Annotated in this window: 20 protein-coding genes; 12 read left to right on the forward strand and 8 right to left on the reverse strand. The window is 36.3% G+C overall.

From position 1 onward, the window contains the following. Positions 1 to 4 precede the first annotated feature (4 nt). Positions 5 to 616 (reverse strand): NUDIX domain-containing protein, encoded by a 612-nt coding sequence (locus FHR29_RS02540; RefSeq protein ID WP_021190350.1) that lies wholly within the window; start codon positions 614 to 616, stop codon positions 5 to 7. Between FHR29_RS02540 and pyrE the strand changes: the two genes are divergently transcribed. Both pyrE and FHR29_RS02550 read left to right on the forward strand, forming a co-directional pair. Then, entirely contained in the window at positions 615 to 1,262 is a 648-nt protein-coding gene (gene pyrE, locus FHR29_RS02545; protein WP_021190349.1) for an orotate phosphoribosyltransferase, read from the forward strand. The two genes, FHR29_RS02540 and pyrE, sit on opposite strands and share 2 nt — an antisense overlap. A gap of 19 nt (positions 1,263 to 1,281) precedes the next feature. Then, positions 1,282 to 1,680 (forward strand): SRPBCC family protein, encoded by a 399-nt coding sequence (locus FHR29_RS02550; RefSeq protein ID WP_132773065.1) that lies wholly within the window; start codon positions 1,282 to 1,284, stop codon positions 1,678 to 1,680. A gap of 79 nt (positions 1,681 to 1,759) precedes the next feature. Here the strand turns inward: FHR29_RS02550 and FHR29_RS02555 are convergent, their stop codons facing one another. From FHR29_RS02555 to FHR29_RS02580, 6 genes are all read right to left on the reverse strand, one after another. After that, positions 1,760 to 2,476, reverse strand: coding sequence for a superoxide dismutase (locus FHR29_RS02555; protein WP_132842264.1), 717 nt, complete (start codon positions 2,474 to 2,476; stop codon positions 1,760 to 1,762). A gap of 450 nt (positions 2,477 to 2,926) precedes the next feature. Then, on the reverse strand, positions 2,927 to 4,219 hold the full coding sequence (gene brnQ / locus FHR29_RS02560; RefSeq protein WP_183912107.1) for a branched-chain amino acid transport system II carrier protein: 1,293 nt from the start codon (positions 4,217 to 4,219) through the stop codon (positions 2,927 to 2,929). A 423-nt stretch (positions 4,220 to 4,642) separates the two neighbouring features. Beyond that, positions 4,643 to 5,734: a hypothetical protein gene (locus tag FHR29_RS02565; RefSeq protein WP_183912109.1), complete on the reverse strand. Its 1,092-nt coding sequence runs from the start codon at positions 5,732 to 5,734 to the stop codon at positions 4,643 to 4,645. Between the two features lie 18 nt (positions 5,735 to 5,752). Next, positions 5,753 to 6,313, reverse strand: a complete 561-nt coding sequence (locus tag FHR29_RS02570) for a biliverdin-producing heme oxygenase (protein WP_132842269.1) — start codon at positions 6,311 to 6,313, stop codon at positions 5,753 to 5,755. An 18-nt stretch (positions 6,314 to 6,331) separates the two neighbouring features. Then, on the reverse strand, positions 6,332 to 7,051 hold the full coding sequence (locus FHR29_RS02575) for an HmuY family protein (RefSeq protein ID WP_132842271.1): 720 nt from the start codon (positions 7,049 to 7,051) through the stop codon (positions 6,332 to 6,334). A gap of 4 nt (positions 7,052 to 7,055) precedes the next feature. Next, positions 7,056 to 9,425 (reverse strand): TonB-dependent receptor, encoded by a 2,370-nt coding sequence (locus FHR29_RS02580; RefSeq protein WP_243656025.1) that lies wholly within the window; start codon positions 9,423 to 9,425, stop codon positions 7,056 to 7,058. A gap of 290 nt (positions 9,426 to 9,715) precedes the next feature. Here FHR29_RS02580 and FHR29_RS02585 point away from each other — a divergent pair, with 290 nt between their 5' ends. The 3 genes from FHR29_RS02585 to FHR29_RS02595 are packed head-to-tail and all read left to right on the forward strand — an operon-like array spanning position 9,716 to position 13,443. Then, positions 9,716 to 10,567, forward strand: coding sequence for a hemin ABC transporter substrate-binding protein (locus tag FHR29_RS02585; protein WP_132842273.1), 852 nt, complete (start codon positions 9,716 to 9,718; stop codon positions 10,565 to 10,567). An 8-nt stretch (positions 10,568 to 10,575) separates the two neighbouring features. Then, positions 10,576 to 11,610 (forward strand): iron ABC transporter permease, encoded by a 1,035-nt coding sequence (locus FHR29_RS02590; RefSeq protein WP_183912111.1) that lies wholly within the window; start codon positions 10,576 to 10,578, stop codon positions 11,608 to 11,610. A 3-nt stretch (positions 11,611 to 11,613) separates the two neighbouring features. Continuing rightward, positions 11,614 to 13,443: a heme ABC transporter ATP-binding protein gene (locus FHR29_RS02595; protein WP_183912113.1), complete on the forward strand. Its 1,830-nt coding sequence runs from the start codon at positions 11,614 to 11,616 to the stop codon at positions 13,441 to 13,443. A 7-nt stretch (positions 13,444 to 13,450) separates the two neighbouring features. Here the strand turns inward: FHR29_RS02595 and FHR29_RS02600 are convergent, their stop codons facing one another. Then, positions 13,451 to 14,410 (reverse strand): AraC family transcriptional regulator, encoded by a 960-nt coding sequence (locus FHR29_RS02600; RefSeq protein ID WP_021189896.1) that lies wholly within the window; start codon positions 14,408 to 14,410, stop codon positions 13,451 to 13,453. Positions 14,411 to 14,673: 263 nt separating this feature from the next. Here FHR29_RS02600 and FHR29_RS02605 point away from each other — a divergent pair, with 263 nt between their 5' ends. From FHR29_RS02605 to FHR29_RS02635, 7 genes are all read left to right on the forward strand, one after another. Then, positions 14,674 to 15,033 carry an S-adenosylmethionine decarboxylase family protein gene (locus tag FHR29_RS02605; protein WP_183912115.1) on the forward strand — a complete coding sequence of 120 codons (360 nt, stop codon included), beginning with the start codon at positions 14,674 to 14,676 and terminating at the stop codon, positions 15,031 to 15,033. 3 nt (positions 15,034 to 15,036) lie between these two features. Next, positions 15,037 to 16,443 (forward strand): hypothetical protein, encoded by a 1,407-nt coding sequence (locus FHR29_RS02610; protein ID WP_183912117.1) that lies wholly within the window; start codon positions 15,037 to 15,039, stop codon positions 16,441 to 16,443. A 14-nt stretch (positions 16,444 to 16,457) separates the two neighbouring features. Further along, entirely contained in the window at positions 16,458 to 16,676 is a 219-nt protein-coding gene (locus FHR29_RS02615; RefSeq protein ID WP_108160091.1) for a DUF350 domain-containing protein, read from the forward strand. Continuing rightward, positions 16,669 to 18,183 carry a polyamine aminopropyltransferase gene (locus tag FHR29_RS02620; protein ID WP_183912119.1) on the forward strand — a complete coding sequence of 505 codons (1,515 nt, stop codon included), beginning with the start codon at positions 16,669 to 16,671 and terminating at the stop codon, positions 18,181 to 18,183. Before FHR29_RS02615 ends, FHR29_RS02620 begins: the two co-directional genes overlap by 8 nt. A gap of 79 nt (positions 18,184 to 18,262) precedes the next feature. Continuing rightward, positions 18,263 to 19,780, forward strand: coding sequence for an NAD(P)/FAD-dependent oxidoreductase (locus FHR29_RS02625; RefSeq protein ID WP_165905979.1), 1,518 nt, complete (start codon positions 18,263 to 18,265; stop codon positions 19,778 to 19,780). Positions 19,781 to 19,875: 95 nt separating this feature from the next. Further along, the gene (locus FHR29_RS02630) at positions 19,876 to 20,922 is read left to right on the forward strand and encodes a ferredoxin--NADP reductase (protein WP_168126964.1); all 1,047 of its coding nucleotides are present in this window, start codon (positions 19,876 to 19,878) and stop codon (positions 20,920 to 20,922) included. A 537-nt stretch (positions 20,923 to 21,459) separates the two neighbouring features. Beyond that, on the forward strand, positions 21,460 to 23,379 hold the full coding sequence (locus FHR29_RS02635) for an acetoacetate--CoA ligase (protein ID WP_183912121.1): 1,920 nt from the start codon (positions 21,460 to 21,462) through the stop codon (positions 23,377 to 23,379). Positions 23,380 to 23,448 lie beyond the last annotated feature (69 nt).

The following is a 23,448-nucleotide window of genomic DNA, read 5'->3' on the forward strand; positions in this document are numbered from 1 at the left end:
ATAATTACAAGTTTTCCTCTAAAATATTTGCGATGATCGGATAGGTATTTTGTTTTACCTGCTTCAGACTATGTTTATCTAACCATTCTGCTTTGGTGATATCCTCTTCAGTTTGAGGTATGAGTTTAGGGATTTTATTAACACCCATTTCATACCAATTGGTTTGTTTCAGGATAAAATCACCATTTCTCAAATAATAGGTATGGTATGATGTCTGTATTTTCTTTCCGAGGTAATCTATTTTTATGCCACATTCCTCTTCCACTTCCCTTACAGCAGCTTCTTTCATCTTTTCATGACTTTCTACTTTCCCTTTCGGAAGGTCCCATTTGCCTAATCTAAAGATGAATAAATAGTCGCCATCGCCATTTTTCACTAAGCCTCCGGCCGCTTTTATGATTTTATTCTTTTCCTTTAATTTATGGAAAATCAATTCACAGTCTTTATGAATATATAAAAATGATTTAGGAATGTCATTTTGTTCAGATAATTTAAAAAGTTTTTCAAGTTCAATATCTTGAACATCAATAGTTTGAGGGTTTTTAATACCCGTGGGAACAAAATCTGCCAAAATTAGCACAGATTGGTTCATATAAATTTTATAAATTTGCGACATGAATAATTTAAATGAGGTTGAACAAAAAGTTGCCGAATCCTTATTGCAAATTAAAGCAATAAAATTGCAACCTAAAAACCCTTTTACTTGGGCATCGGGTTGGAAGTCTCCAATTTATTGTGATAATCGTATTACTTTATCGTATCCAGCAATCCGTACGTATATTCGTCAGAAGCTTTCAAAGTTGATTCAAGAAGAATTTGGATCAGTGGATATGATTTCTGGTGTAGCTACTGCAGGTATTCCACAAGGTGTACTAGTTGCTCAAGATTTGGGCTTACCATTTTCTTATGTGAGAAGCAGTGCTAAAGATCACGGTCGTCAAAATATGATTGAAGGTGAGATTGTTAGCGGTCAACGTGTTGTTGTTGTTGAAGATTTAGTTTCAACGGGTAAAAGTAGTTTAATTGCGGTAAAAGCTTTACGTGAGGCAGGATGTAATGTGGTAGGTCTAGTGTCTATTTTCACATATGGTCTGGATGAAGCAACAAAGAATTTTGCTGATGCAAAATGTACTTTACATAGTCTTTGTGATTACAATTCACTCATTCAAGTGGCTGCAGAAAATGGTTTTATTTTTGAAGAAGATGTTGAGTTATTAAAAGATTGGAGAAAAAATCCTTCAACCTGGTCACCAATTGTCTAATTTATAAAAAGGAATTTTTATGACAACTATTCAGAACAATGTAACAATTGAAAAGTCGGTTCAGGAGGTTTATGCTTTTTTGAAAGACTTAAATAATCATGAGCAATTGATGCCTGAGAATATTTATAATTGGTCGTCAACTGCCGATGAGGCACGTTTTACAATTCAGAATATGGCTAAGTTGGCCCTGAAAGTAGACGAAAGGATAGAAGATCAAGAAATAAAACTAGTTCCATCTGAAAAGGCTCCTTTTGATGTTACATTAAAATGGACTTTGTCAACAGTTTCGGCTAACGTAACAGTGGCAACATTTACGATTGAAGCTGACTTGAATATGATGATGAAAATGATCGCTTCAGGACCTCTTCAAAAATTAGCTGATTTTCAAGTGAATAAATTGAAAGAGATTTTAGGATAATCTATCCCTATTTTATCCTATAAATTTTCAGTCTATAAAGAAATGTCTTCCAATTTGGAAGACATTTTCATTTTATATATTATGCAAGTCTTTCGTGTACTTTATTCCAATTCACTACATTCCACCAGTTTTTGATGTAATCTGCTCTCTTATTTTGATAATGTAAATAGTAGGCATGTTCCCATACATCTAATGCTAAAACTGGAATACCTCTTTGATCGACCACATCCATTAATGGATTGTCTTGATTAGCGGTTGATGTTATTTTTAGCTTACCTGAATCGTCCAAGATTAACCAGGCCCAGCCTGAACCAAATCTTGAAGTCGCCGCAGCCGCAAACTGTTCTTTAAATTTGTCCATTGATCCAAAAGATGAGATGATCAATTGCATCACTTTTTCAGAAGGACCCGTTTGTTTTCCAGATAGGTTTTCCCAGAAAAAATTATGATTCCAAGCCCCACCAGCGTTATTGCGTGCTTTAGCAGAATATTTAGAAATATTTGCCAACAACTGCTCTTCAGAAGTTTCAGTAATATTTTCTGCCACTATTGCCTCATTGATAGCTTTAATATATGCAGTATGATGCTTCGTGTAATGGATTTCCATTGTTAAGGCATCAATATTGGGTTCGAGGTCGGAATAAGTATAAGGAAGTTTGATTTGACTAAAAGAAAGAGGAGCGGCTTGATTACGTGCAGGTTCAGCTTGGGCTAAATTAGTTAAAACACTGCCCGATACTGCGACAGCCAAGGTTGCTTTAGCGGTGTTGTGAAGGAAGTTTCTACGTGTTTGCATTCTTTTATTTATTAAGTTAATGGTAGTAATATAACGCGTTTTTTTTGTTTTATTATTCTTTAACACGGGAAATTTTAGAATAGAACGAGAATGTTACTAAACCATGACTTTTGCTATTTTTTTAAGATGCTATTGTAGCTGTAATTTTCTTTTAAAATTAATAAAGTTAAAATTAAGTATAAAAAGTGGCGAAGTATTAACTCTTAATGTTGACTTCGTGGCTCAACCTTTTTAAGACACGATTTAAACTTCTAGTCGAAATACCGCGGTATGACACAAGCTCTTCTTTTGAAATTATAATTGTTTGCTGATGCTGTAAATGCATGAGGATAGCCACATTTATCTTGCACCAGCAATAGTTCTGACGGGAAATTTGGTTTTGTATATAGCGGTTATGAAAAAAGGTTGTTATCATACTCTTTGACAACAACCCATTTTAGGATATTATATCTAGCGGCTAACTTTTAACTTATCCAAGAGCAAAAACAATAAAAATCCAACAATTGAAGGGATAACCCACCACAGTTCATATGTCGCCAAAGGAATTGATGCTAATATATTTTCAGCTCCTTTAATATGTATTTCAAATCCTGCTAAGAGATAAATTGTAGAAACAAGTGTTGTTCCTGCTAAAGCTCCAATGTAGGGTAGTCTAGATTTAATCAAACGACCAAAGATAAGTACATAGAGTACGAGGGTAATTACAATTGGATAAATGAATGCTAAAAATGGATAAGCAATTTGAATAATATACTCCACGCCGGTTATGGCAAGTACTGCCGAAAAGAGACAGCAAATAATGACAATCCACTCGTAGGTAATTCGATTATTAAACAGCTGACTAAAAAATGTACCTACAGCACAAGTTAAGGCGATTGCAGTAGTTAGGCACGCTAAAGCAATACTCACTGAAATGGCAAGCACCCCATAGCTTCCAAAGATTTTATGCGAAATAAACAGGAGTAACTCTGCCCGTTTTACATCTGGAGATAAAGGATATCCAGATTTTGCCCCTAAAAAAACTAAACCACCGTAGATCAATAATAAACAAAATGTTGCTAGGCAACCTGCACTCGTGACGATTCTATTTTTATCTTTAAGTTTTTCATATCCTTTGGCTTTTGCTGCAGCGATAATAATACTGCTAAAAATGACTGAAGCCAACACATCCAATGTTTGGTACCCTTCTATGAAACCAAGCTTAAAGGCTTGCATGGATTCCATCTGATGTGCGGTATTCGGTGATAAAGGAAACAAAATTCCCATGATGATCATACCGATCAATAAAATCAAAAGTAACGGTGTTAGAAAATTTCCAATTACATTCACGACTTTGGAAGGGCGGATAGAAAGGATAAAAGTAACCGCAAAAAATAGTATTGAACCCCAGATGGGAGATAAGTTCGGAAATGCAGGCAATAAACCTACTTCAAAAGTAGTCGCGGCTGTTCTCGGAATGGCAATTAGAGGCCCTATACCCAGCATGATGATAATACCCAGTATAGTGGCTATATAAGGATGAGTTCGATTACCTAAATCTTTGAATGATTCACCTGAATTGATGATCGATAAAACGCCTAACAGAGGAAGTAAAATACCTGTAAGCCCAAAACCTACTATTGCCCAATCCCATTGATCTGCCGCATTTAAACCAATAAAAGGAGGTAGCAGTAAGTTTCCAGCTCCAAAAAACATAGCAAATAAGGCGAATCCTAGTGTCGTAATATCTTTGATTTTTTTCATCAATAGTTAATTATGTCCTTTCAAATAGGTCTGAGCTTCTTATCAACACAAGAGTGTTCATAGTCTGCACGTTGTAGATCTTTAAGATGTAAATAGTATTATCGAACGGCAAATATAGTAGGACTTTCCAATTAAACAAGAAATAAGTACGGCTGTTTTTAAATAGCTTATTTATATTGTTGACTAGGGTTCGGAAATAAAATGCAGTATAAGCAATATGGTTGCAGTAGTTTGAATGTCTGTATTGCTGCGTAAAATGATCAGATCTAAGATTTTTTTACCTTCCCTAAGTTATGCTGAAATCAGTTGATTTCAAAAAAGAGACCGAATATCACGGAGATATCATACATCGTACTAAAAAGAAGAAAGCATCTTGATACAAATCAAGATGCTTCATGCTATTATAAAAATTGACTTTTAGGTCTATTTTATGAACTGTTTTATTTTCAATTTAAAGGTCACATCTCTACCTGCAGTAACGAGTTCATTTGCTTTGAAGATGATGACTTCATTTGGATTTTCAGATAAGGATGTTCCTTTATACAATAATACATACCGATCAGCAGTAGGATATACAGCATGTGTTGGAGCACCTGCGTACACCATCCATGTTGGACCTGTTACTGGTACGTTCATGCTTGTGGCATCTAATCCTAATGATGTTGCTTCTTTAAAATCAAGTTCTTTTAAGTTCGCGATTTTGATATCTTCAATAGCCTTTCCTTTTAAATCAAAATATCCAAATTTATAAGCTGTTGTACTTGGTTTAAGAGTTGTACCGGAAGTTCCTGAGAAATTTACTAGACTTGTTTCGACAGTTTCTGTAATTTTATCATTTAACACATCATAAAATGCTGTCTTACCAGAAGGAACAGCAACAGTACCCGTTTTTACTTCTTTTTCTTTAAGGATATTGATATCATGCGATTCCGATTTTAATTGGTATCGTGCATTTCCATCTTTGGCTGTTACTTTATCTGCTTGCATAATGATGACTTCAGTTTGTGCACCACTTGTGATGTCTGCTTTTTTGTAGAATACAATATAACGATCTGCAGTCGGGTATACAGCATGATTATTTTTATAGTCATAAATAATCCAAGTTGGACCGTTTGCCGGTTCTCCTGCAGTGGATGCATCTATAGTTAAAAAATTAGTTTCTTTAACATCCAATTGGTTAAAGTCTGCTGTATTGGTCAATTTAATATCTTTGATACTCGTATTTTTCAAGTCAAAATATCCCATTTGATAGCCTTGGTTTCCCAAATCTAAACGAGACCCGTACATGCCTGAAAGTTTAAAAGTATAAGAGCTTTCTGTCGCATCTTCTTGTTTCTTTAAGTCGTAAAATATGGTTTTACCGCTTGGTACAGCAACATTAAGTCCTTCAGTTTTGAAAACTTCTTCTTCTTTTGGATCTTCAACTTTATCTTTTTTACAAGCTGTAAATTGAAAAGAGGTCAGTGCAATAGCACTAACACACAGGATACTTTTTAATTTGTGTGATGATTTCATGATTACACGGATTTAAAATTACGAGATAACTGCTTTTGAATTAAATGTATTGGTAAATGCTTCAAATGTCGCTAATGCAGCATCGATAGCTTCTTGCTCGTCATTTTCGGCAACTTCTGCATTGATTATTGCAGTAAATTCCGCCCATTTTTCCATTGATTGGTCACCATAACCATTAAAAAAGTTAAATCCCGAATTGATACCTCTATGTTGAAGCATTTTGACAATATGTGGCCCGCCCATGATAGATCCCTCTAGTACATAAAGAGCACCGATAGCTTGGTTTTTTGTGCTGATCGTCGGTAACACAACTTCAGGTAAGTTTTCTAAACTACCACCTAGTTCAATGATATCTTTGGCAACATGTGATGCATTTCTGCGTGTGGCATAGTAAGACGCTAAGCTTGCTGGTAATGCCGCTTCAATGTTTCCTTCTGCAGCATTGAAATAAGCATAGAAATATTTCAATACGTCTGCATAATCTAAGTTATTTTCAATAGCCTTCAATTTAAAAATAACATTTTTTTCTAACTCTTGATGGCCATTTTTTGTGGCTTCTTTGATTTTTAAGTTTAACATGATATTTGCTTATTAATTTTATAAATTACTCGTTTTTAAATTTTTTGTTCCATCTTCTTGTATGAAATATCGGAAAGTAAAGTAGGGGGCAGGCCAGTAAAGGTCAGTAATAGGCGTAAAATTGTGAATACCCTGATATACACTGATCATTTGTAGCTTGACATATTTTCCATTACTTAAACGGATGACATAGGTGCGGTCAGGCATGGCCTGTACCAGATGACGCTGTATATTATAATCATACCAGCCTGACGACTCGGCATCCATAATAATACCGAATGCATTTATTTTTGAGTTTTCAAATTCAATATCCTCAGGAGCTGAATCGACTTGGTCATATGGCTTTTTAATCAGTACGACGCGGTGTCTTGATGGATTTCCGTAAGCGGGATTATTTTCCATCGTTCCATCATTTATAAAAAGTGTTCCATTGTATTGTCCTGTAAAGGCAAGATCCCAATCTGTTTTTGCAAAGTTCGTTACCGAATCGGTATGATTTTTTAACCAAGTCTGGTTTTGATCTGAAAACCGAAATAGGAAAGTATAAAAGTCTCTTGTTTCTTTGGGGTTTCCGCCACCGACACCAGCTCCGACATAAGCATTTACATCACCAGCAAGATCTTTTATGATCGTACTTTTTCCGTCGGCTAAGATGTCTGGCTCAATGTTAGGTTTAAAACATGAAGTAAACACTGTTGCTATGCAACTATAAAAGAATATTTTTATGGATAATTTCATCTTTTTACTTTATTAATCTGTAGGATAGGCCAAAGGATAAACTTCGACCAATTTGGCCTGGAATTAAATAATTAATATAGTTTCCGAGGTTTTCTCCAGTCACCCGGACAGTTAAAGGAAGTTTGTCAAACTTTTTTTCAATAGTTGCATTATAGAGAATATGCTGATTGACAAATGTGTCAAAACGATCAATAAAATGATTGCCATTTGCATCTGAAAATGCATACTTCCCTCGGTAGTTAGCACGTGCATTTATTGTCAGATTCCAAGGAGCTTGATAAATTGCACCTATGTTGAATTGATGTCTTGATCTGTTTTCTAAGCCCCAGTAGTCTTTTGATGTTGGCGTAAATGTCTCTCCGGTCTTTGGATCTCTTAAGGTATTAAATGGCCAATTCCCTTGTTTTATGCTGTCAACAACACTCATATCTTTCGCAATCAGGTATTGATAGCCTGCATTGATTGTGATTTTTTCTAACACCCGAGTAGAAAAAGATATGTCAAATCCTTTATTGACTGACTTTGGTAAATTTTGATACGAATAAATCGCCATGTTTTGCATACCTGTAGCAACCTGTATACTATTGATTTGATTTTTAAGCTGATGACGAAATACATTGACTTCTACTGTTGTATTCGTTAACGGCTTCCAGGTCAAACCTGCATTGATTGAGGTGTTGTGCTCGGCTTTTAAGTTACCATCAAGTTGATTGATGATGTAATTGCGACGTTCAGAAATTTGTCCTGCGGCATCCATTTCATCCAGAGTACTGTTTAAAACTTCATTGCCGATAACGTAGTAATTGGCAGCAGGGTTGTAAAACACCTGATAACGGGTCTTGAAGTCAGGAGCTTTAAATCCAGTTCCTATACCTGTTTTCAAAGCAAGCTGAGGCAGCAATTGATAGGTCACACCTAAACTTGGGTTTAATCGCCCTCCGTAATTGTCTGTCTGGTCATAGCGCAATCCTGCAACAACAGTGGTTTTTTCTCCGATTGTTTTATTCGCTTGGGTATATAAAAAGAAGTTCTTCTGATTTTTGCTGTCAAAATTTTCAGCAAGATCCATAGCTTCTATAGCGCCACCTAGTCCCATAGTCACATTTAAGCCTTCTGACTGATAAGCAAATTGTTGTTCCAGACGATGGACCATCTGTGTGAAATTGTCTGAAGCTAAATTGGCATTGTTTTGCTGTGCTGTTACTTTATTATCGGATTGATAATGCGATACGTAATAGGTAGAAAGTGATTTCCAGCGTTCATTCCAACGGCTATCGTAGAACAATGAAGCATTGATGTCAGTCTCTTTTTGTTGATCTAGCGTGCTGAAATCTTGTCCGTAACCACGGTGCATATCGGATTGGCGATAGTTATAACGCCCTGAAGCGCCAATGAAATGCTGATTATCTTTCAATTGATGTCTTACTTTTCCCTGGATGGAAAAAGTTTGGTAGGGTGGGACCGTGGTTCCGCTTGACTGAAATTTTTTGTTTGTATTAAAACCATCCGTACGGTAGTAATTCGTAGAGAGTAAAGCTGTTCCTCTATTTTTATTAAAGGAAGTCTCACCTTCTAAGGTTGCATCCAATACGTTGAAACTTCCATAGTTAATATTTGCATGCATTTGAGGAGTTACTTTACCTAAACGGGTGATGATATTGATCGCTCCTCCCAGTGCATCACTCCCATAAAGACAAGAAGAAGCCCCTTTGATAATCTCTATACGTTCTATATTTGTTACCGAAATACGTGATAAGTCAAAGTTACCGGAACTTCTGCCGAGCATCGGCTGTCCGTCAATAAGGATCATGACGTATTCACTAGAGAATCCTTGCAGCTGCACACCTACAGAACGGTTACCCCCAGCAGTATTGTTAACAATAGCAATACCTGTCTGTTCTTTTAAGACCTCGTCCAAACGTCTACTCCCCATAAGTTCAATTGCCTTCCTGTCGATAATAGTAACCGGCATAGCAGAGTTCTTAGGATCAATTAATGTTGGACGGTTTTGAATCTCTTGCGTAACCAATGCTTCATCTAAAACTTGATTCGATTTATGAAGCTGGAAGCGATGTAGCTGCTTATCTTTTGCGATCAACTCAATAGAGCCAGTTAAGGTTTCATATCCAATTGCACTTAAAGTATAAGTATATGTTCCGGCATATAATTTTTTGACTATGAAATTTCCCCGATTATCTGTTTTTGTCGTAGATCGGTCTGGTTCGATTAAAATACTAACATCTGCCAACGGTCTTTGTAATTCATCCACAATAAGCCCCTGAAATTGCGCATTCTGTTGTGCAAGCACTGAATTGCTTTTCCCGATTAGAAAAAGAAAACTAAATAGCAGGCATAGATAGTGTGTTGTCTTCAAAGTTATTTGTAATAATTCTAAATAATAATGCAAGTATCTCCATAAAATGCCAAAGTTTATTTATGCATTGTGTATTTTGATTTGTGCAAAGCGTATTAATTTTTGTGCAATATGATATTATTTAAATGACATAATGATCCCTGCTATTTAGTTAATTTATTGTTAACCAGAGTATTTAAGTTGTTTATATCTATTCTTGTGTATTAGTGTAAGCGTATTGCAAACAGAACTCTTTATTTGTAATTAGTTTAAATAAGCCCATTTTTGTTCTTCATAAATGAACAAATTATATGAAGAAAATATTAAATAATTTTGCGCTTGTCATCATTTTATGGTCTAGCTATACAGTAGCTATAGCACAGGGCAACACGCCAAAAAGAATTGTTTCCTTAAGTGGAAGTTTGACGGAAATTGTTGATGCATTAGGGCTAGGTGCTAATCTAGTGGCTGTTGATGTGACAAGCGATTATCCAAGTTATGTGAAAGAGATTCCTAAAGTGAGCAAAAACAGATCAATTACGGCTGAAGGAATTGCTTCATTTCGTCCAGATATCGTACTAGGTTTTGAAGGAGAGGTCAGTGCGGCTGTATTGGCGCAATTTAAGACCTTGAATATTTCATGTGTTTTGTTTAAACAGGAATTTTCTGAGGCAGGATTAACAGGATTGGTTCGCAAAGTAGGACAATCTTTAAATGTTACTACAAAGGGAAATCAGGTTGCAGATCAATTATCGAAAGATCTAAAGTCGGCAATTGCGAAGGGGAAATCGAGTAAAGCAACTAAAATGATGTTTGTATATGCACGTGGGGCAGGAGCAATGAGTGTATCTGGTTCAGGAACTGCCGTTGATGCGGTAATCAAGTTAGCCGGTGCTCAAAATGTGATGAAAGGTTTTACAGGATACAAAACATATAATACAGAAGCTTTAGTTCAGGCCAATCCGGAAGTTATTTTGTTATTTGATTTTGGGATGTCCAGTTTAGGAGGAAAAGAAGCTATTTTGAAATTACCAGGTGTTAATTTAACTACAGCAGGTAAAAATAAAAGAGTAATTGCTATGGATGCATCCTTGTTAAACGGTTTCAGTATGCGTTTACCACAGGCGATACAGCAGTTGCACGAAAAATTATTTGGAAAATAGTTGCTGTAATGAAAAATACCTTAATTTACACGCTACTCAGCATATTACTTATTATCGTAGTCATATTTTCATTAGGGATGGGATCGATTTCGGTTTCCTTTTGGGATGTTTGCTCTATACTATTACATAAGATAGGTCTTCAAGCTTCATCAGGTATAGATGAGCTGACTGTGAATGTCTTGGAGCAAATACGATTGCCTAGAATTCTAATGGGAATAGCAGTTGGTGCAGCTTTAGGAATCAGTGGAGCAGCTATCCAAGGTATATTTCGAAATCCATTAGCGGAACCTGGTTTAATGGGAATTTCTTCAGGTGCTTCTTTCTTTGCCGCACTCGTTATCTCTTTCGAAGGCTTGTTACTTCCTATGATTTCTGCAAGCCTGGGTTATTACGTTCTGGCATTTGCCGCGTTTTTAGGAGCAACATTAACAGTGCTTATTGTTTATCGTATATCCATGAACAATGGGAAATCTCATATTGCAACCATGCTTTTAGCAGGTGTTGCTATGAATGCATTTGCAGGAGCCTTAACAGGATTATTAAGTTATTTAGCAACTGAACAACAATTACGTTCCATCACCTTTTGGTCATTGGGCAGTTTAGCGGGAGCATCATGGGAAAATATTAAAGTACTATATCCCTGTGTCTTGATTTCTTTAGTTATCCTACCTCTTTTTGCGAAACAATTGAATGTATTTGCTCTAGGAGAATCTCAAGCTGAAATGATGGGAGTCAATACAAGCCGGTTGAAAATTGTTGTTATTTTGTTTTCAACATTGGCAGTAGGCGCAGCTGTTGCATTTTCCGGAGTTATCAGCTTCGTGGGTTTATTAGTGCCGCATGCAATCCGGTTGATTGGTGGGGTTGATAATCGTTACGTGCTCGTGGCATCAAGTATTGCCGGAGCATTGGTCCTCACACTTGCTGATCTGCTTTCGCGCTTAATTATTCAGCCATTGGAACTTCCTATTGGGGTTATTACAGCATTATTGGGTACTCCAGTTTTCTTATTTATCCTGATCAGAGACAAGAATAAAATCTAGTTTATGCTACAAGTACAATCACTATCATACGAAATCAAAGGGCGTCCCATTTTAAGGGATATTGATATCTCTATTCAAAAAGGCGAATTTTACGCAATTGTAGGAGCAAATGGAGCCGGAAAAACATCTTTGTTACGTATGTTGGCTTCCGATCTGAAACCTGCAAAGGGAGAAATATTGTTTAAGGGCAAACCACTTCGTTCTTACTCATTGAAAGAACTTGCTTATGCGAGAGCTTTCCTACATCAGTCCAATAGTATGGCTATGGCGTTTACAGTCGAGGAGGTCGTTCGTATGGGACGCTATCATTTGAAAGCATCTCAGGAGCAACACGACGTGGCTATAGCAGAGTGTATGCGCATCTGTGAAGTCGAACATCTGGGCGATAGAAAAATACAGCAACTGTCGGGTGGAGAGCAGCAACGTGTTCATTTTGCGAGGGTATTGGCACAGGTGTGGGATCAGAAAGAAGTTTTGTTATTATTAGATGAGCCTGTTGCGAGTATGGATATCCAATTTCAACATCAAACATTAGCCATTGCGAAAGCTTTGACTGCTGTTGGATTTAGTGTTGTCGCCATATTACATGAACTGAATCTTGTTGCACAGTATGCCGATCGTGTATTGATGCTCAAATCGGGTAGGAAATGGTGGGAGGGAGCTCCTATTGAAGTGCTCAAGCCTGAAAATATATATGCTATATTTGGTGTACAAACAAAAGTGAGTACTGATATGGCTACGCTGACACCGTCTGTACAAACCTGTACAGTACATTATTCAGCAGCAAAATTTAATTCAAATTATAAACATGAACTGGCGATGGAATTAAAAGAAAAGTACGAAAATTATAAAAAAGATAATCCTAAGGCAAGGATTTACGACTGTGCAAAAGCACTTAAGGTAAGTGAAGCACAGCTTCTATTGACACAATTGTCAGATGATGTGGTGTTACTTAAGGATGATATTTGGGCTATTTTGCAGGAATTACCGCGCTTAGGGCATGTTATGGCTTTGACACGTAATGATGCATGTGTTCATGAAAGAAAAGGAACGTATCCCACACCTTCCAATGAGGGGCATGTCGTATTATTCCATAATGATGATATTGACCTACGCGTTTTTATTCAGAATTGGGCTTATGCATTTGCTGTAAAAGTTAAAGATCTTTTGAGTATCCAGTTCTTTGATACAGCGGGATTAGCTGTTCATAAAGTTTATTTGACCAAAGACTCTAATCCGATTGCTGTTTATGAAGAACTTGTAAATTCTTATCGTGCTGCAGACCAGACGTATTTTACAATCAATATTCCCGCAGTTTTAAGCGATATCTCCATTCCAGATACGGAAATTGCTGTCGATAGGTTTCAGTCAGATTGGCTGAATATGAAGGATAGCCATGAATTCTTTGGTATTTTACGTAAATATAGCTTACAACGGACACAGGCATTACGTCTAGCACCTTCTGGTTTCGCAGAGCAATTGCCATTAGAGCGATTTACAGAAATCTTAAACCAGGCTTCAGAACAGGAAGTTCCTGTCATGGTTTTTGTTAGCAATAAAGGCTGTATACAGATACATTCGGGATTGATCAAGAAACTTGTAACTATGGAGAATTGGTTTAATGTACTAGATCCACAGTTTAATCTGCATCTTAATATGGATGCGATTGACCAAATATGGCAGGTTAGAAAACCTTCTACGGATGGTGATGTAAACGCATTGGAAGTTTACGACAAGCAGGGAAATCTAATTGTTCAACTTTTTGGGAAACGAAAACCGGGTATTCCTGAATTAGAATCATGGCGTTCGCTATTGCAAGGTCAAAAGGTATAAAAGTAAATTAACGGCTTATTTCTGAAGGGAGTAAGCCGTAATATTTTTTAAATGCATGTGTAAAGCTAGCCTGATGTTTAAAACCCACGATCGTACTCACCTCATACATGTTTTTGTTTTCATTTAAAATCAGACGTTTTGCCTCCTCCATTCGGATACGTGTGATGTAGTTGTAAATGGTAGTACCAAAATGTTGTTTAAAGCCATTGCGAAGTTTAAACTCATTCAATAGTACTAATTTTGATAATTGCTTATGTGTTGGCGGATTGACAAAATTATTGCGAAGGATCCGCTGTGCCTCTTCCAGTTTTTGAACATCTTCGATCTTTAAAAGATCCGTAAGTTTATCGCTGATGAAACTGAACTGTTCAAACTGAAGCATGATGAGTTCGAGAATGCGCGCATTGACAAATATCTGCTTCAATTCATTTTTATTTGTTGTGGTACGAATACTATCAATGATCCCCTTCATTTCTGTGGTAACAAAAAGATCTTCTTCGACAATGGAGATCACTTTCTTTTCCTTCATCTTCTCTTTGAATTCCAAATGAAGTGGCGTATGTATGCTGATCATATTCTGATAGAGTTCAGGTGTCATGATGACCATAAAATACAGAAAGTCCTGATTGCTCTGAATCGGATGCTCTTCGTAAAGAGAAGGAATGTAACGTATGTTATGTTTACTGAAAGTAAATCCATGCGCAGATTCTGATTTACTGAGGATAAATTGGCTCACGACAGCTTCTCCTTCTATCTCCGAGATAATATCTACGGGAGCTGAAACACGCATATCCGCGCAGAGCACAAACAAGCCTCTGCTCAGGATCTGATAGGTACTGATATTTATTGGGCTTTTATTGATTGCAATATGCTTTTCGGATAAAATGGTATTGATCGAGCTGATCTCAGGAAGCTCTTCCCAAAATAGCCATTCATTATGTTGTTTTATCTTTGCTTTTATAATCATACCTTATTACAAATATACATTATTTGTAATAGATCTAAATTAATTTATTGAAATGAGACCTTTAAATGACGAGCAATTATTCTATTTTAAAAAACACGTTGATTGAAATGCAAACAGATGTTTATGAATAAGATAATTAGCGTATAGCCGATGAATCTAGGTGTCATATCGGGCAATAAGTTGGTTAATCTACTCTATTTTAATATCTTTTAAATTAAAAAAATGTATATATTTGCCGCCATAGCCGAGAACCATTTTTAGAAATGAACGAACAGTATAAGCCAGGAACCCATCAATTGTTAACACTTCAGGTGAATGATGTTAATCTATTAACCGATATGTCGAATTTTTTAGATTTTACAATACATCAAATAAATGATCATGGTCTGAAAATTGTCGGAATCTCATCTCATGAATTTGACAGTAAAGGTTTCACAGTAGCTATATGTTTGATGGAATCACATATCTGTATCCATACATGGCCTGAGTTTTCACAGCTTACACTAGATATTTATCTATGTAATTATCTCAAGGATAATACGAAGAAAGTACTTGAGCTAGGGAAGGTTTTTAAGCATTATTTTGATGCGTCAGTATTGAATGAAACCATTGTTAATCGATAGTTTATGCTTATCATTTGCTCGAAATGTAATTTTAAACATGGTTTTGATGTTGAAGTGGTTGATTATAAGGGTTTCGTATGTTCTAATTGCGGAAGTTATTATAAAGGTGAAGATCATACAACTTGGACTTTTGTTAAAGTCTTTCCGAAGCCTGAATATATTTTATGGACTAGCTTAGGGGAACGGATTGGAGAAAAGAAAAACGATTATGTGGTTATTACCAAAATACAACGGGTTAATCTAGATGGCGAGTATAGTAATGAATATGTAGGTCTCAATTCCAAAAACAACGAAATTTACTGGAGTGATGGACCTGATTATGCAGCTATTCTACATTCAGTTGGACTGCCAGAAATAAAATCAGTAAAGGAAGATCGGCTTAAATTACAGACAAGGACCTATATTTTAAAATATCAGGATACTTTAAAGGTCGTGTACGCGGAAGGGTTTGTCTTTGAAGATCTTGATGCAAGATCTCAAGCTAAGACTTATATCAATAGTATCAATGAAGATCGTTTCGTATCGCATGAAATAATTGAAAACGTGAACGAGTACTATAGTGGAACATATCAAAATCAAGAAGATTATTTTCAAACCTTTGAATATTATAATGAATACCTAAGCCGGAAGAAAAAGACGAGTACGATCCTCAATATATTGACCATTGGTTTTGTTATCTTAATCGGACTAGGATTCTTTTTAATTAACAGGTCTAATATTCAGGAGTATTACTATCAATTTGATCAAAAATTTACTTCCTCAAAATTGAATAATGAGTACATTGGGGAGTCTTTTAGTGTAAATGGCAGTGAACCACAAAAATTAACTTTTCAAGGAATTTCAGATGTTAATGTTCCAAATGTGCATCTTCGGATCAAGTTGGTTAATGAACTTACCAACCAAATACAGGAAACAGCACTTTTGCAACATCATTATAATGAAGTTAATCATGCTTGCGGTATTTCGGTGAGTTTTTGCAAAGTAGAGCCCGGCACATATCACATGGTATTTGAAACCTACTCAACTAATAAGAATGTTGCTTCAGTATATCTAAATGAAGACTACAAGATTACTTTTGGAGGTGTAGATTACTGGGGCTTAATTATTACTTATGTTTTGCTCGTATTGTTGGTCTTGTGGATAAGAAATTCATTGTTAGGACTTGGAAAAGATAGCCTTATGTTTGTCAATAAAGAAATTAATTATTTAGCGGTATTGAATTATAAAGGCTTTGGATCCTGGTTCGTGATCTTGTTTGGATTATCTTTAGGCTTACAGTACTATAATAAATATATCAAAACTTGCACAACATCTTATCAGGTAAATACAGTGGAAGATAATACATATACCGGATCTCGGTATCATTATTATCGACCAACATATTCGGATTATGGTTCTAGTCACAAATAAAAATATATAGTCATATGAATTATGAAATCTTTTACAAAGGAATAGCGGCATCTATTGTCTATTCTATAATCGGAATTGTCGTTTTTATATTTGCTTATTGGGTTATAGAGAGGTTAACACCTGAAAAATCATGGCAAGAAATCGTTAAAAACAAAAATATTGCATTAGCGATTGTTTTTGCTGCATTCATTCTAGGCATATCGATTATTATTGCGGCAGCTATTCATGGATAAAAAAAAGAATCTGCCCATATTTCTGCTGATATCTGTTTTCATAATTGCTACATGTGGTCTTATTTATGAACTGGTTGCAGGTGCATTAGCTAGTTATTTGTTAGGAGATTCTGTAAAACAATTTTCATTTATTATTGGGTCCTATCTTTTTGCGATGGGCGTGGGTTCGTTTTTTGCTAAGTATATTGTTAAAAATCTTTTAGACCGATTTATAGATATCGAGTTGTTGATTGGAATAATTGGTGGAACTAGTTCTGTTATTTTATTTCTGTTATTTCAACAAGTTGAACATTTCCAGTTGATCTTATATCTTTTTGTTTTTTTAACAGGATGTCTTAGCGGAATGGAAATACCGCTGTTAATGAATATTTTAAAAGATCGTGTCAACTTTAGAGACTTGGTTTCTAATGTCTTCACTTTTGATTATATCGGTGCTCTTATTGCCTCTGTATTATTTCCAATATTACTCATTCCGAAACTTGGGGTAATGGGGACATCATTATTTTTTGGAATTATCAATGTTACTGTTGGCATATTTCTCTCTTTTTATTTGAGTAAACAACTTAAAAATCCAATTATTCTTAAAATAAAGTCACTTGTATGCTTTATTATTTTGATTGGTTTGTTTTTTTACTCTAATGAACTGTTAAAATATTCCGAGAATCAGCTATACAGTACCAATGTTATTTATAAACACTCTACGCCATATCAACGTATTGTACTGACTGAGGCAAAAGGAGAATATCAGCTGTTCTTAAATAATAATCTACAATTCAATACAAAGGACGAATATCGATATCATGAAACGTTGGTCCACCCAGCGATGTCTATTGCTAAAAGTCCAAAGAAAGTACTTGTTTTAGGAGGGGGTGACGGGCTTGCAGTAAGAGAAATTTTAAAATATTCTTCTGTAGAAAAAGTAGTGCTTGTCGATCTGGATGAGGGGATGACAAAATTGTTCCAGACAAATGAACTGTTGAGAAAGCATAATGCTAATGCATTGAACAATTCTCGTGTTGAGGTTATAAATAGGGATGCGTTTCTTTGGGTGAAGGAAGCAAAAGATAAATTTGATGTGATGATTATCGATTTTCCTGATCCATCTAATTATAGTTTGGGAAAACTCTATACAAACAATTTTTACAAAAGCCTATATCCACTCATGGAGCCGCAATGTATCGTTTCTGTTCAAACAACATCTCCCTATTTTGCACCAAAATCTTATTGGTGCATTTATGAGACTATCGCATCTGTTTTTCCGAATAATTTGGCCTATCATACTTATGTTCCTTCTTTTGGCGAATGGGGATTTAACCTCTTCTCACCCGATATGAGAGTCAATTTTAATCGTGTAAACCAGCGTGTTCCAAATTTGAAGTATTATAATTATAATCTTCAGAAAATGACCGATTTTCCAGCTGATATGAAAGCTGTAGATGTGGAAATAAATCGTTTAGATAATCAGATTTTAGTACGGTATTTTGATGAGGAGTGGAGTAAAATATAAAGAATCCAGGCGATCATTTGTTAAAAATAGTATTTTACTGACGTTAGGAAGCTATCTTTTATCTTCTTGTAAAAGGAGAATGAATACCATATTTCTAAAATTAACGGGGACAAACCATATTTTAGGACATAAACTACGGTTTCCTGATTTTCCAAATATTAGTGAGACACTGGAGATTCCAGTTTTAATTATAGGGGGTGGGATTGCAGGGCTTACAGCCGGATATACATTAAATAAGCGTGGAGGGAAAGATTTTTTTCTTGTAGAATTAGAGGCTGAGACGGGAGGGAATGCAAAGAGTGGAGAAAATAAGTATTCCAAATATCCACTTGGAGCTCATTATTTACCACTTCCAAATGCTTCTAATGTTGAGTTGATTGATTTTTTATTTGATGTAGGAGTTGTAATTGGCCGAGATGACAATGGCAATCCAATTTTTGACGAAGAGCAATTGTCCTTTGCTCCACAGGAACGTTTATTTATCAAAAATTATTGGCAGGAAGGTATTGTACCGCAATATGGAAGTAGTGATGCTGATCAACAGGAGTTTACAAGGTTTCTGCATAAGATGGAAGAGTTTAAAGCCTTGAAAGATCAAAATGGCCATTATATTTTTAATATTCCAATGTGCTATTCTTCACCCGAAAAATTTGATTTAGGCCTTGATCAAATAACGATGGAAGAGTGGTTACGAAAAGAAGGTTATACTTCGAGCTATCTTCATGAGTATCTTAATTATTGCTGTAGGGATGACTATGGTACTGGAATAAAATATACCGCTGCATTTGCGGTGATTCACTATTTTGCCGCTCGAAAGCACGATTTTAAAAAAGATGAAGATGCTGTACTTACGTGGCAAGAAGGAAATGGTCGATTAGCCAAGTTATTGGCTGAAAGCTTCGAAAATCAAATTCTGAAACAACATATGGTTTACAAAATAACGGTAAATGAAAGTAATGTTGAAGTGTTGTTGTTCGATGCGCAGAGAAAGGTGTCAAAAAAAATAATAGCTGAAAAAGTGATTAATTGCTGTCCGCAATATGTCAACAAGTACCTATTGCCGCAAAGAGGCAAAAATTTTCAACTGCTACAGTATGCTCCCTGGATTGTTGCAACAGTGGTGTTGCATAAATTTCCTTTTGCTGATGGCGCCAATCTTGCCTGGGAAAACATTATTTTTGGAGCAAAGGGATTAGGGTATGTATATGCACAGCACCAGAGTTTAGGCCAATTCACAAGTCCATTTGTGATTTCTTATTATCATAGTTTGGATGGTACGGATTTAAATGAACAAAGGCGTAAACTGTATAATCAAACTGATGAGCAATGGAAGGAGTTTATTATTAAGGATCTTTCAATAGCGCATTTTGGTATTGAAGATGAAATCATTTCTATAGAGATTTTTAGGCATGGCCATGGCATGGTTTCCCCAATTCCGGGTTATTTGTCTTCTGAATATAGAAAACAGCTGACTCTACCAATTGCTAACAAGATTTTCTTTGCTCATTCTGATTTAAGTGGAGTTTCTATTTTTGAAGAAGCTTTTTATCAAGGAAGGGGTGCTGTAGATGATATGCTTGATAGTTGGGAAGCATAATGTTCCACTTTTTTGAAGAATTGTCTATTACAGCTATCTATAGCCTATTGCAATTAATGATTTGATAAAACTCGATGTGAATACTATCTTTGGTTATGCACAAGCTCAGAATTACGAACATCATTCCGCGTGAAAATCACAATGTAACCATTAATTTCGAACCAGTATCAGGGGAGTTTCCAACTTATAAAGCTGGTCAATTTTTGACTTTATCTTTTGAATTTGCTAATCGGGAGTTGAGGAGATCGTATTCTTTTAGTAGTTCACCAGATGTCGATGAACCCTTAAGTATTACGGTTAAGCGGGTTGAAAACGGTGAGATTTCCCGTTTTTTACATCATAAAATTCAGGAGGGAGATATTGTGGATGCATTAGATCCACAAGGTCTGTTTATTTATGAACCTATTGAAGATAGCGCACGTACCGTATTTTTATTCGCCGCAGGTATTGGTATCACTCCTTTATTCTCCATCTTGAAGACTGCGTTGGTTCGTGAAAGTAAATCAAAGATAGTGCTGGCTTATAGCAATAGCTCTCCAGAGGTAACTCCTTTTAAAGAAGAACTACAGCAATGGGCAAAAAAATATCCGGATCGTCTTCAGATCATTTGGATTTATTCAAATAGTAAAAATCTGATGACAGCACGATTGAATAGAGATTATATCCTTTCCATTTTGAAAAATCATTTGCCAACTGCACATCAGGACGTTCTGTTTTACACCTGTGGTCCAGTGATCTATATGGACTTGTGTCGTTTCACTTTGTTGGGGATGGGGTTTGATGAATCTCAAATCAAACGGGAGACCTTTTTGCTTCCTGAAAATGAAGAAGACGATGATGATGAAACAGAAAAAGAGGTGGATAAGACGACTTACTCCATCAAATTAAACTTTCAAGGCCAAAGCTATCATTTAGATATTCCTTATAATAAATCTATTTTAGATGTGGGTTTGGAAAACAAGATTAAGCTTCCATATTCCTGCAAGTCGGGTATGTGCAGTACATGTATATCAAATTGCTCCCAAGGAAAAGTGCGTATGTCGTATAATGAGGTACTGACAGATCGTGAAGTTGAAAATGGACGTATTTTACTTTGTACGGGACATCCAATTGAAACAGATACGATTATCGATGTGCTTTAGTACAAACATTAGCCATTATTTAGGGGTTCATGTTAATATTAAATACGCTTAGGCCATTTTCTTTTGATATCCGTTGGTAATGGTTCGGATATTGATTCGTGTTGGTTCGGGGATGCTAGGGAACTGGTTCGGGATTCGTTCGATGATTATTTGGCATTTGTTTGTCTTTTTATCGAAAAGGAGTCGAAGTACAGTCGAACAGGAGTCGAACGAAAGGCGGAGGTGTATCCTAGTAAATACCTATCAATGCAGAGCCGTTGTCGAGTAGAGTGTGGACTTTCACGGACTTTCATGGACTTGTACGGACTTTCAAGGAGTTCTCTTCACGATTTAACGGGGGTATAAAAGCTGATGTCTATGTTTGAATCTTTTAGATTTATTGATGTTTCTCGTAATGGCTACAACCCTGATTAGCATTTTTATTAGATTTAAGACCTGATTATAGCAATACATCTGTTGTTTACAAATCAATTTCTTGAGCTGATTTATTTTACATTATTTTCGTTAGATTTGATTCAAACCAAATGAATCAGAATAATGAGTAATTTACTTTGGAAGCCTTCTGTTGCTTATCAACAGGAATCTTCTTTATACCAGTTTAAGCAATTTGTAGAACAGAAACGACAATTTAAGATGGATTCTTATCCTATACTTTGGGACTGGTCAGTTTCAAATCTGGAGGAATTCTGGGAAGATATCGCCGCGTTTTTTGACGTAATTTTTCATACTCCTCACCAAGAAATTTTTCAAGCTTCTCCACAAGGATTTATTGGTTCTAAATGGTTTGAAGGTGCCACTTTAAATTATGCGGAACATATTTTCCGAAAATCTACTGCAGAACGGCCGGCTCTTTTGTTCCAGGAAGAGAATAAGCCCCTTCAGAGCATTTCTTGGGACGAACTGGAAGGAATGGTTAGTTCATTGCAGCGGTTCTTGATAGGGCAGGGTATAGAGAAGGGAGATCGTGTTGTGGGTGTGTTGAGAAACAGTCCCGCTTCTATCGCTCTTTTTTTAGCGACAAACAGTATTGGCGCTATCTGGTCATGCTGTTCGCCAGATTTTGGAGCTTCAAGTATCGTAGAACGATTTTCTCAGGTGACACCTAAGCTTTTGTTCGCAGATGCTGCATACAGCTATAACGGCAAATTATTTGATCTTAAAGCTTCAATGATTGATCTATCTTCAAATCTGGAAAGTCTGGTACACGATGTCGTTTTTGTGGATGAACAGGTCTGGAAAGATGCGGTATCACAAGAGACAGGAGTGCCGTTGCGTTTTACAGCGGTACCTTTTGACCATCCAATTTGGATTTTATACTCTTCTGGTACGACAGGTAAGCCTAAGGCAATTACGCACAGCTGTGGTGGTATTTTATTGGAGCATTTAAAAGCATTGGCTTTACACCAGAATGTGCAAGAGGGGGAGCGATTTATCTGGTATGCAACCACCGGGTGGATGATGTGGAACTATGCGCTTTCTTCCTTATTACTGGGGGCTACCCTTTGTATTTATGAGGGTTCATTGGCCTATCCTGAAAAGTTATCTTTTTGGAATTTTATTGGACAGCACGAGATTGACCATGTGGGGGCTGGCGCCGCCTATTATATCGCCAATCAGCATATTGAATTGACGCAACCTCGTTTTCAACCCAAAACGATTGGTTCAACAGGCTCTCCATTGCCTCCGCAGACCTTTTCCTGGTTACAAAAGCAATTTCCCCAAGCGCAGATTGTTTCACTGAGTGGCGGTACAGATGTCTGTAGCGCATTTTTATCCGGAAATCCTTTATTACCTGTTTATGCCGGTGAAATACAATGTTTAACCTTAGGGTCAAAGATTGAAGCCTATAATGAAAATGGAGAATCAGTGAAAAATGAAGTAGGTGAACTGGTTATAACGCTCCCTATGCCATCAATGCCCATATATTTTTGGAATGATCTTCATAATGAAAAGTATCAGGAGAGCTATTTTGAAAAATACCCAGGAGTGTGGTGTCATGGCGACTGGATCAAATTTACGGAACATCAGGGTATTATCGTTTACGGTCGTTCTGATGCTACTTTGAATCGGGGTGGGGTACGTATCGGGACTGCTGAAATTTATAACATATTAAATACTTTTCCGGAAGTTGCCGATAGTTTAATTATTTGTCTTGATCATGCGGACGGGACGTCTACCATGCCCCTGTATGTGCAGATGGAGGATGGAGTCTCTTTGACCGATGAGCTGAAAACGGCTATCAAATTAAAGCTAAGAAAAAGCTATAGTCCACGTCATGTACCCGATACTATTGTAGCAGTACCAATCATTCCTTACACGCTTAGTGGTAAGAAACTGGAGATTCCTGTGAAAAAAATTATGATGGGAACTCCGTTAGAGAAGGCAGTCAGCGTCGCTGTATTAAGAGATTCTAAATCTCTTGATTTTTGGGTTAAATTGTTGTTGGATAGTAAGTAGTTATTATTAATGTAAATAATTACTGTATGTAAATAAATAATGCCCCGGTCAAAAATCGGGGCATTATTT

This window comes from Sphingobacterium sp. JUb56 (genome assembly GCF_014191365.1).
Classification (GTDB): domain Bacteria; phylum Bacteroidota; class Bacteroidia; order Sphingobacteriales; family Sphingobacteriaceae; genus Sphingobacterium; species Sphingobacterium anhuiense.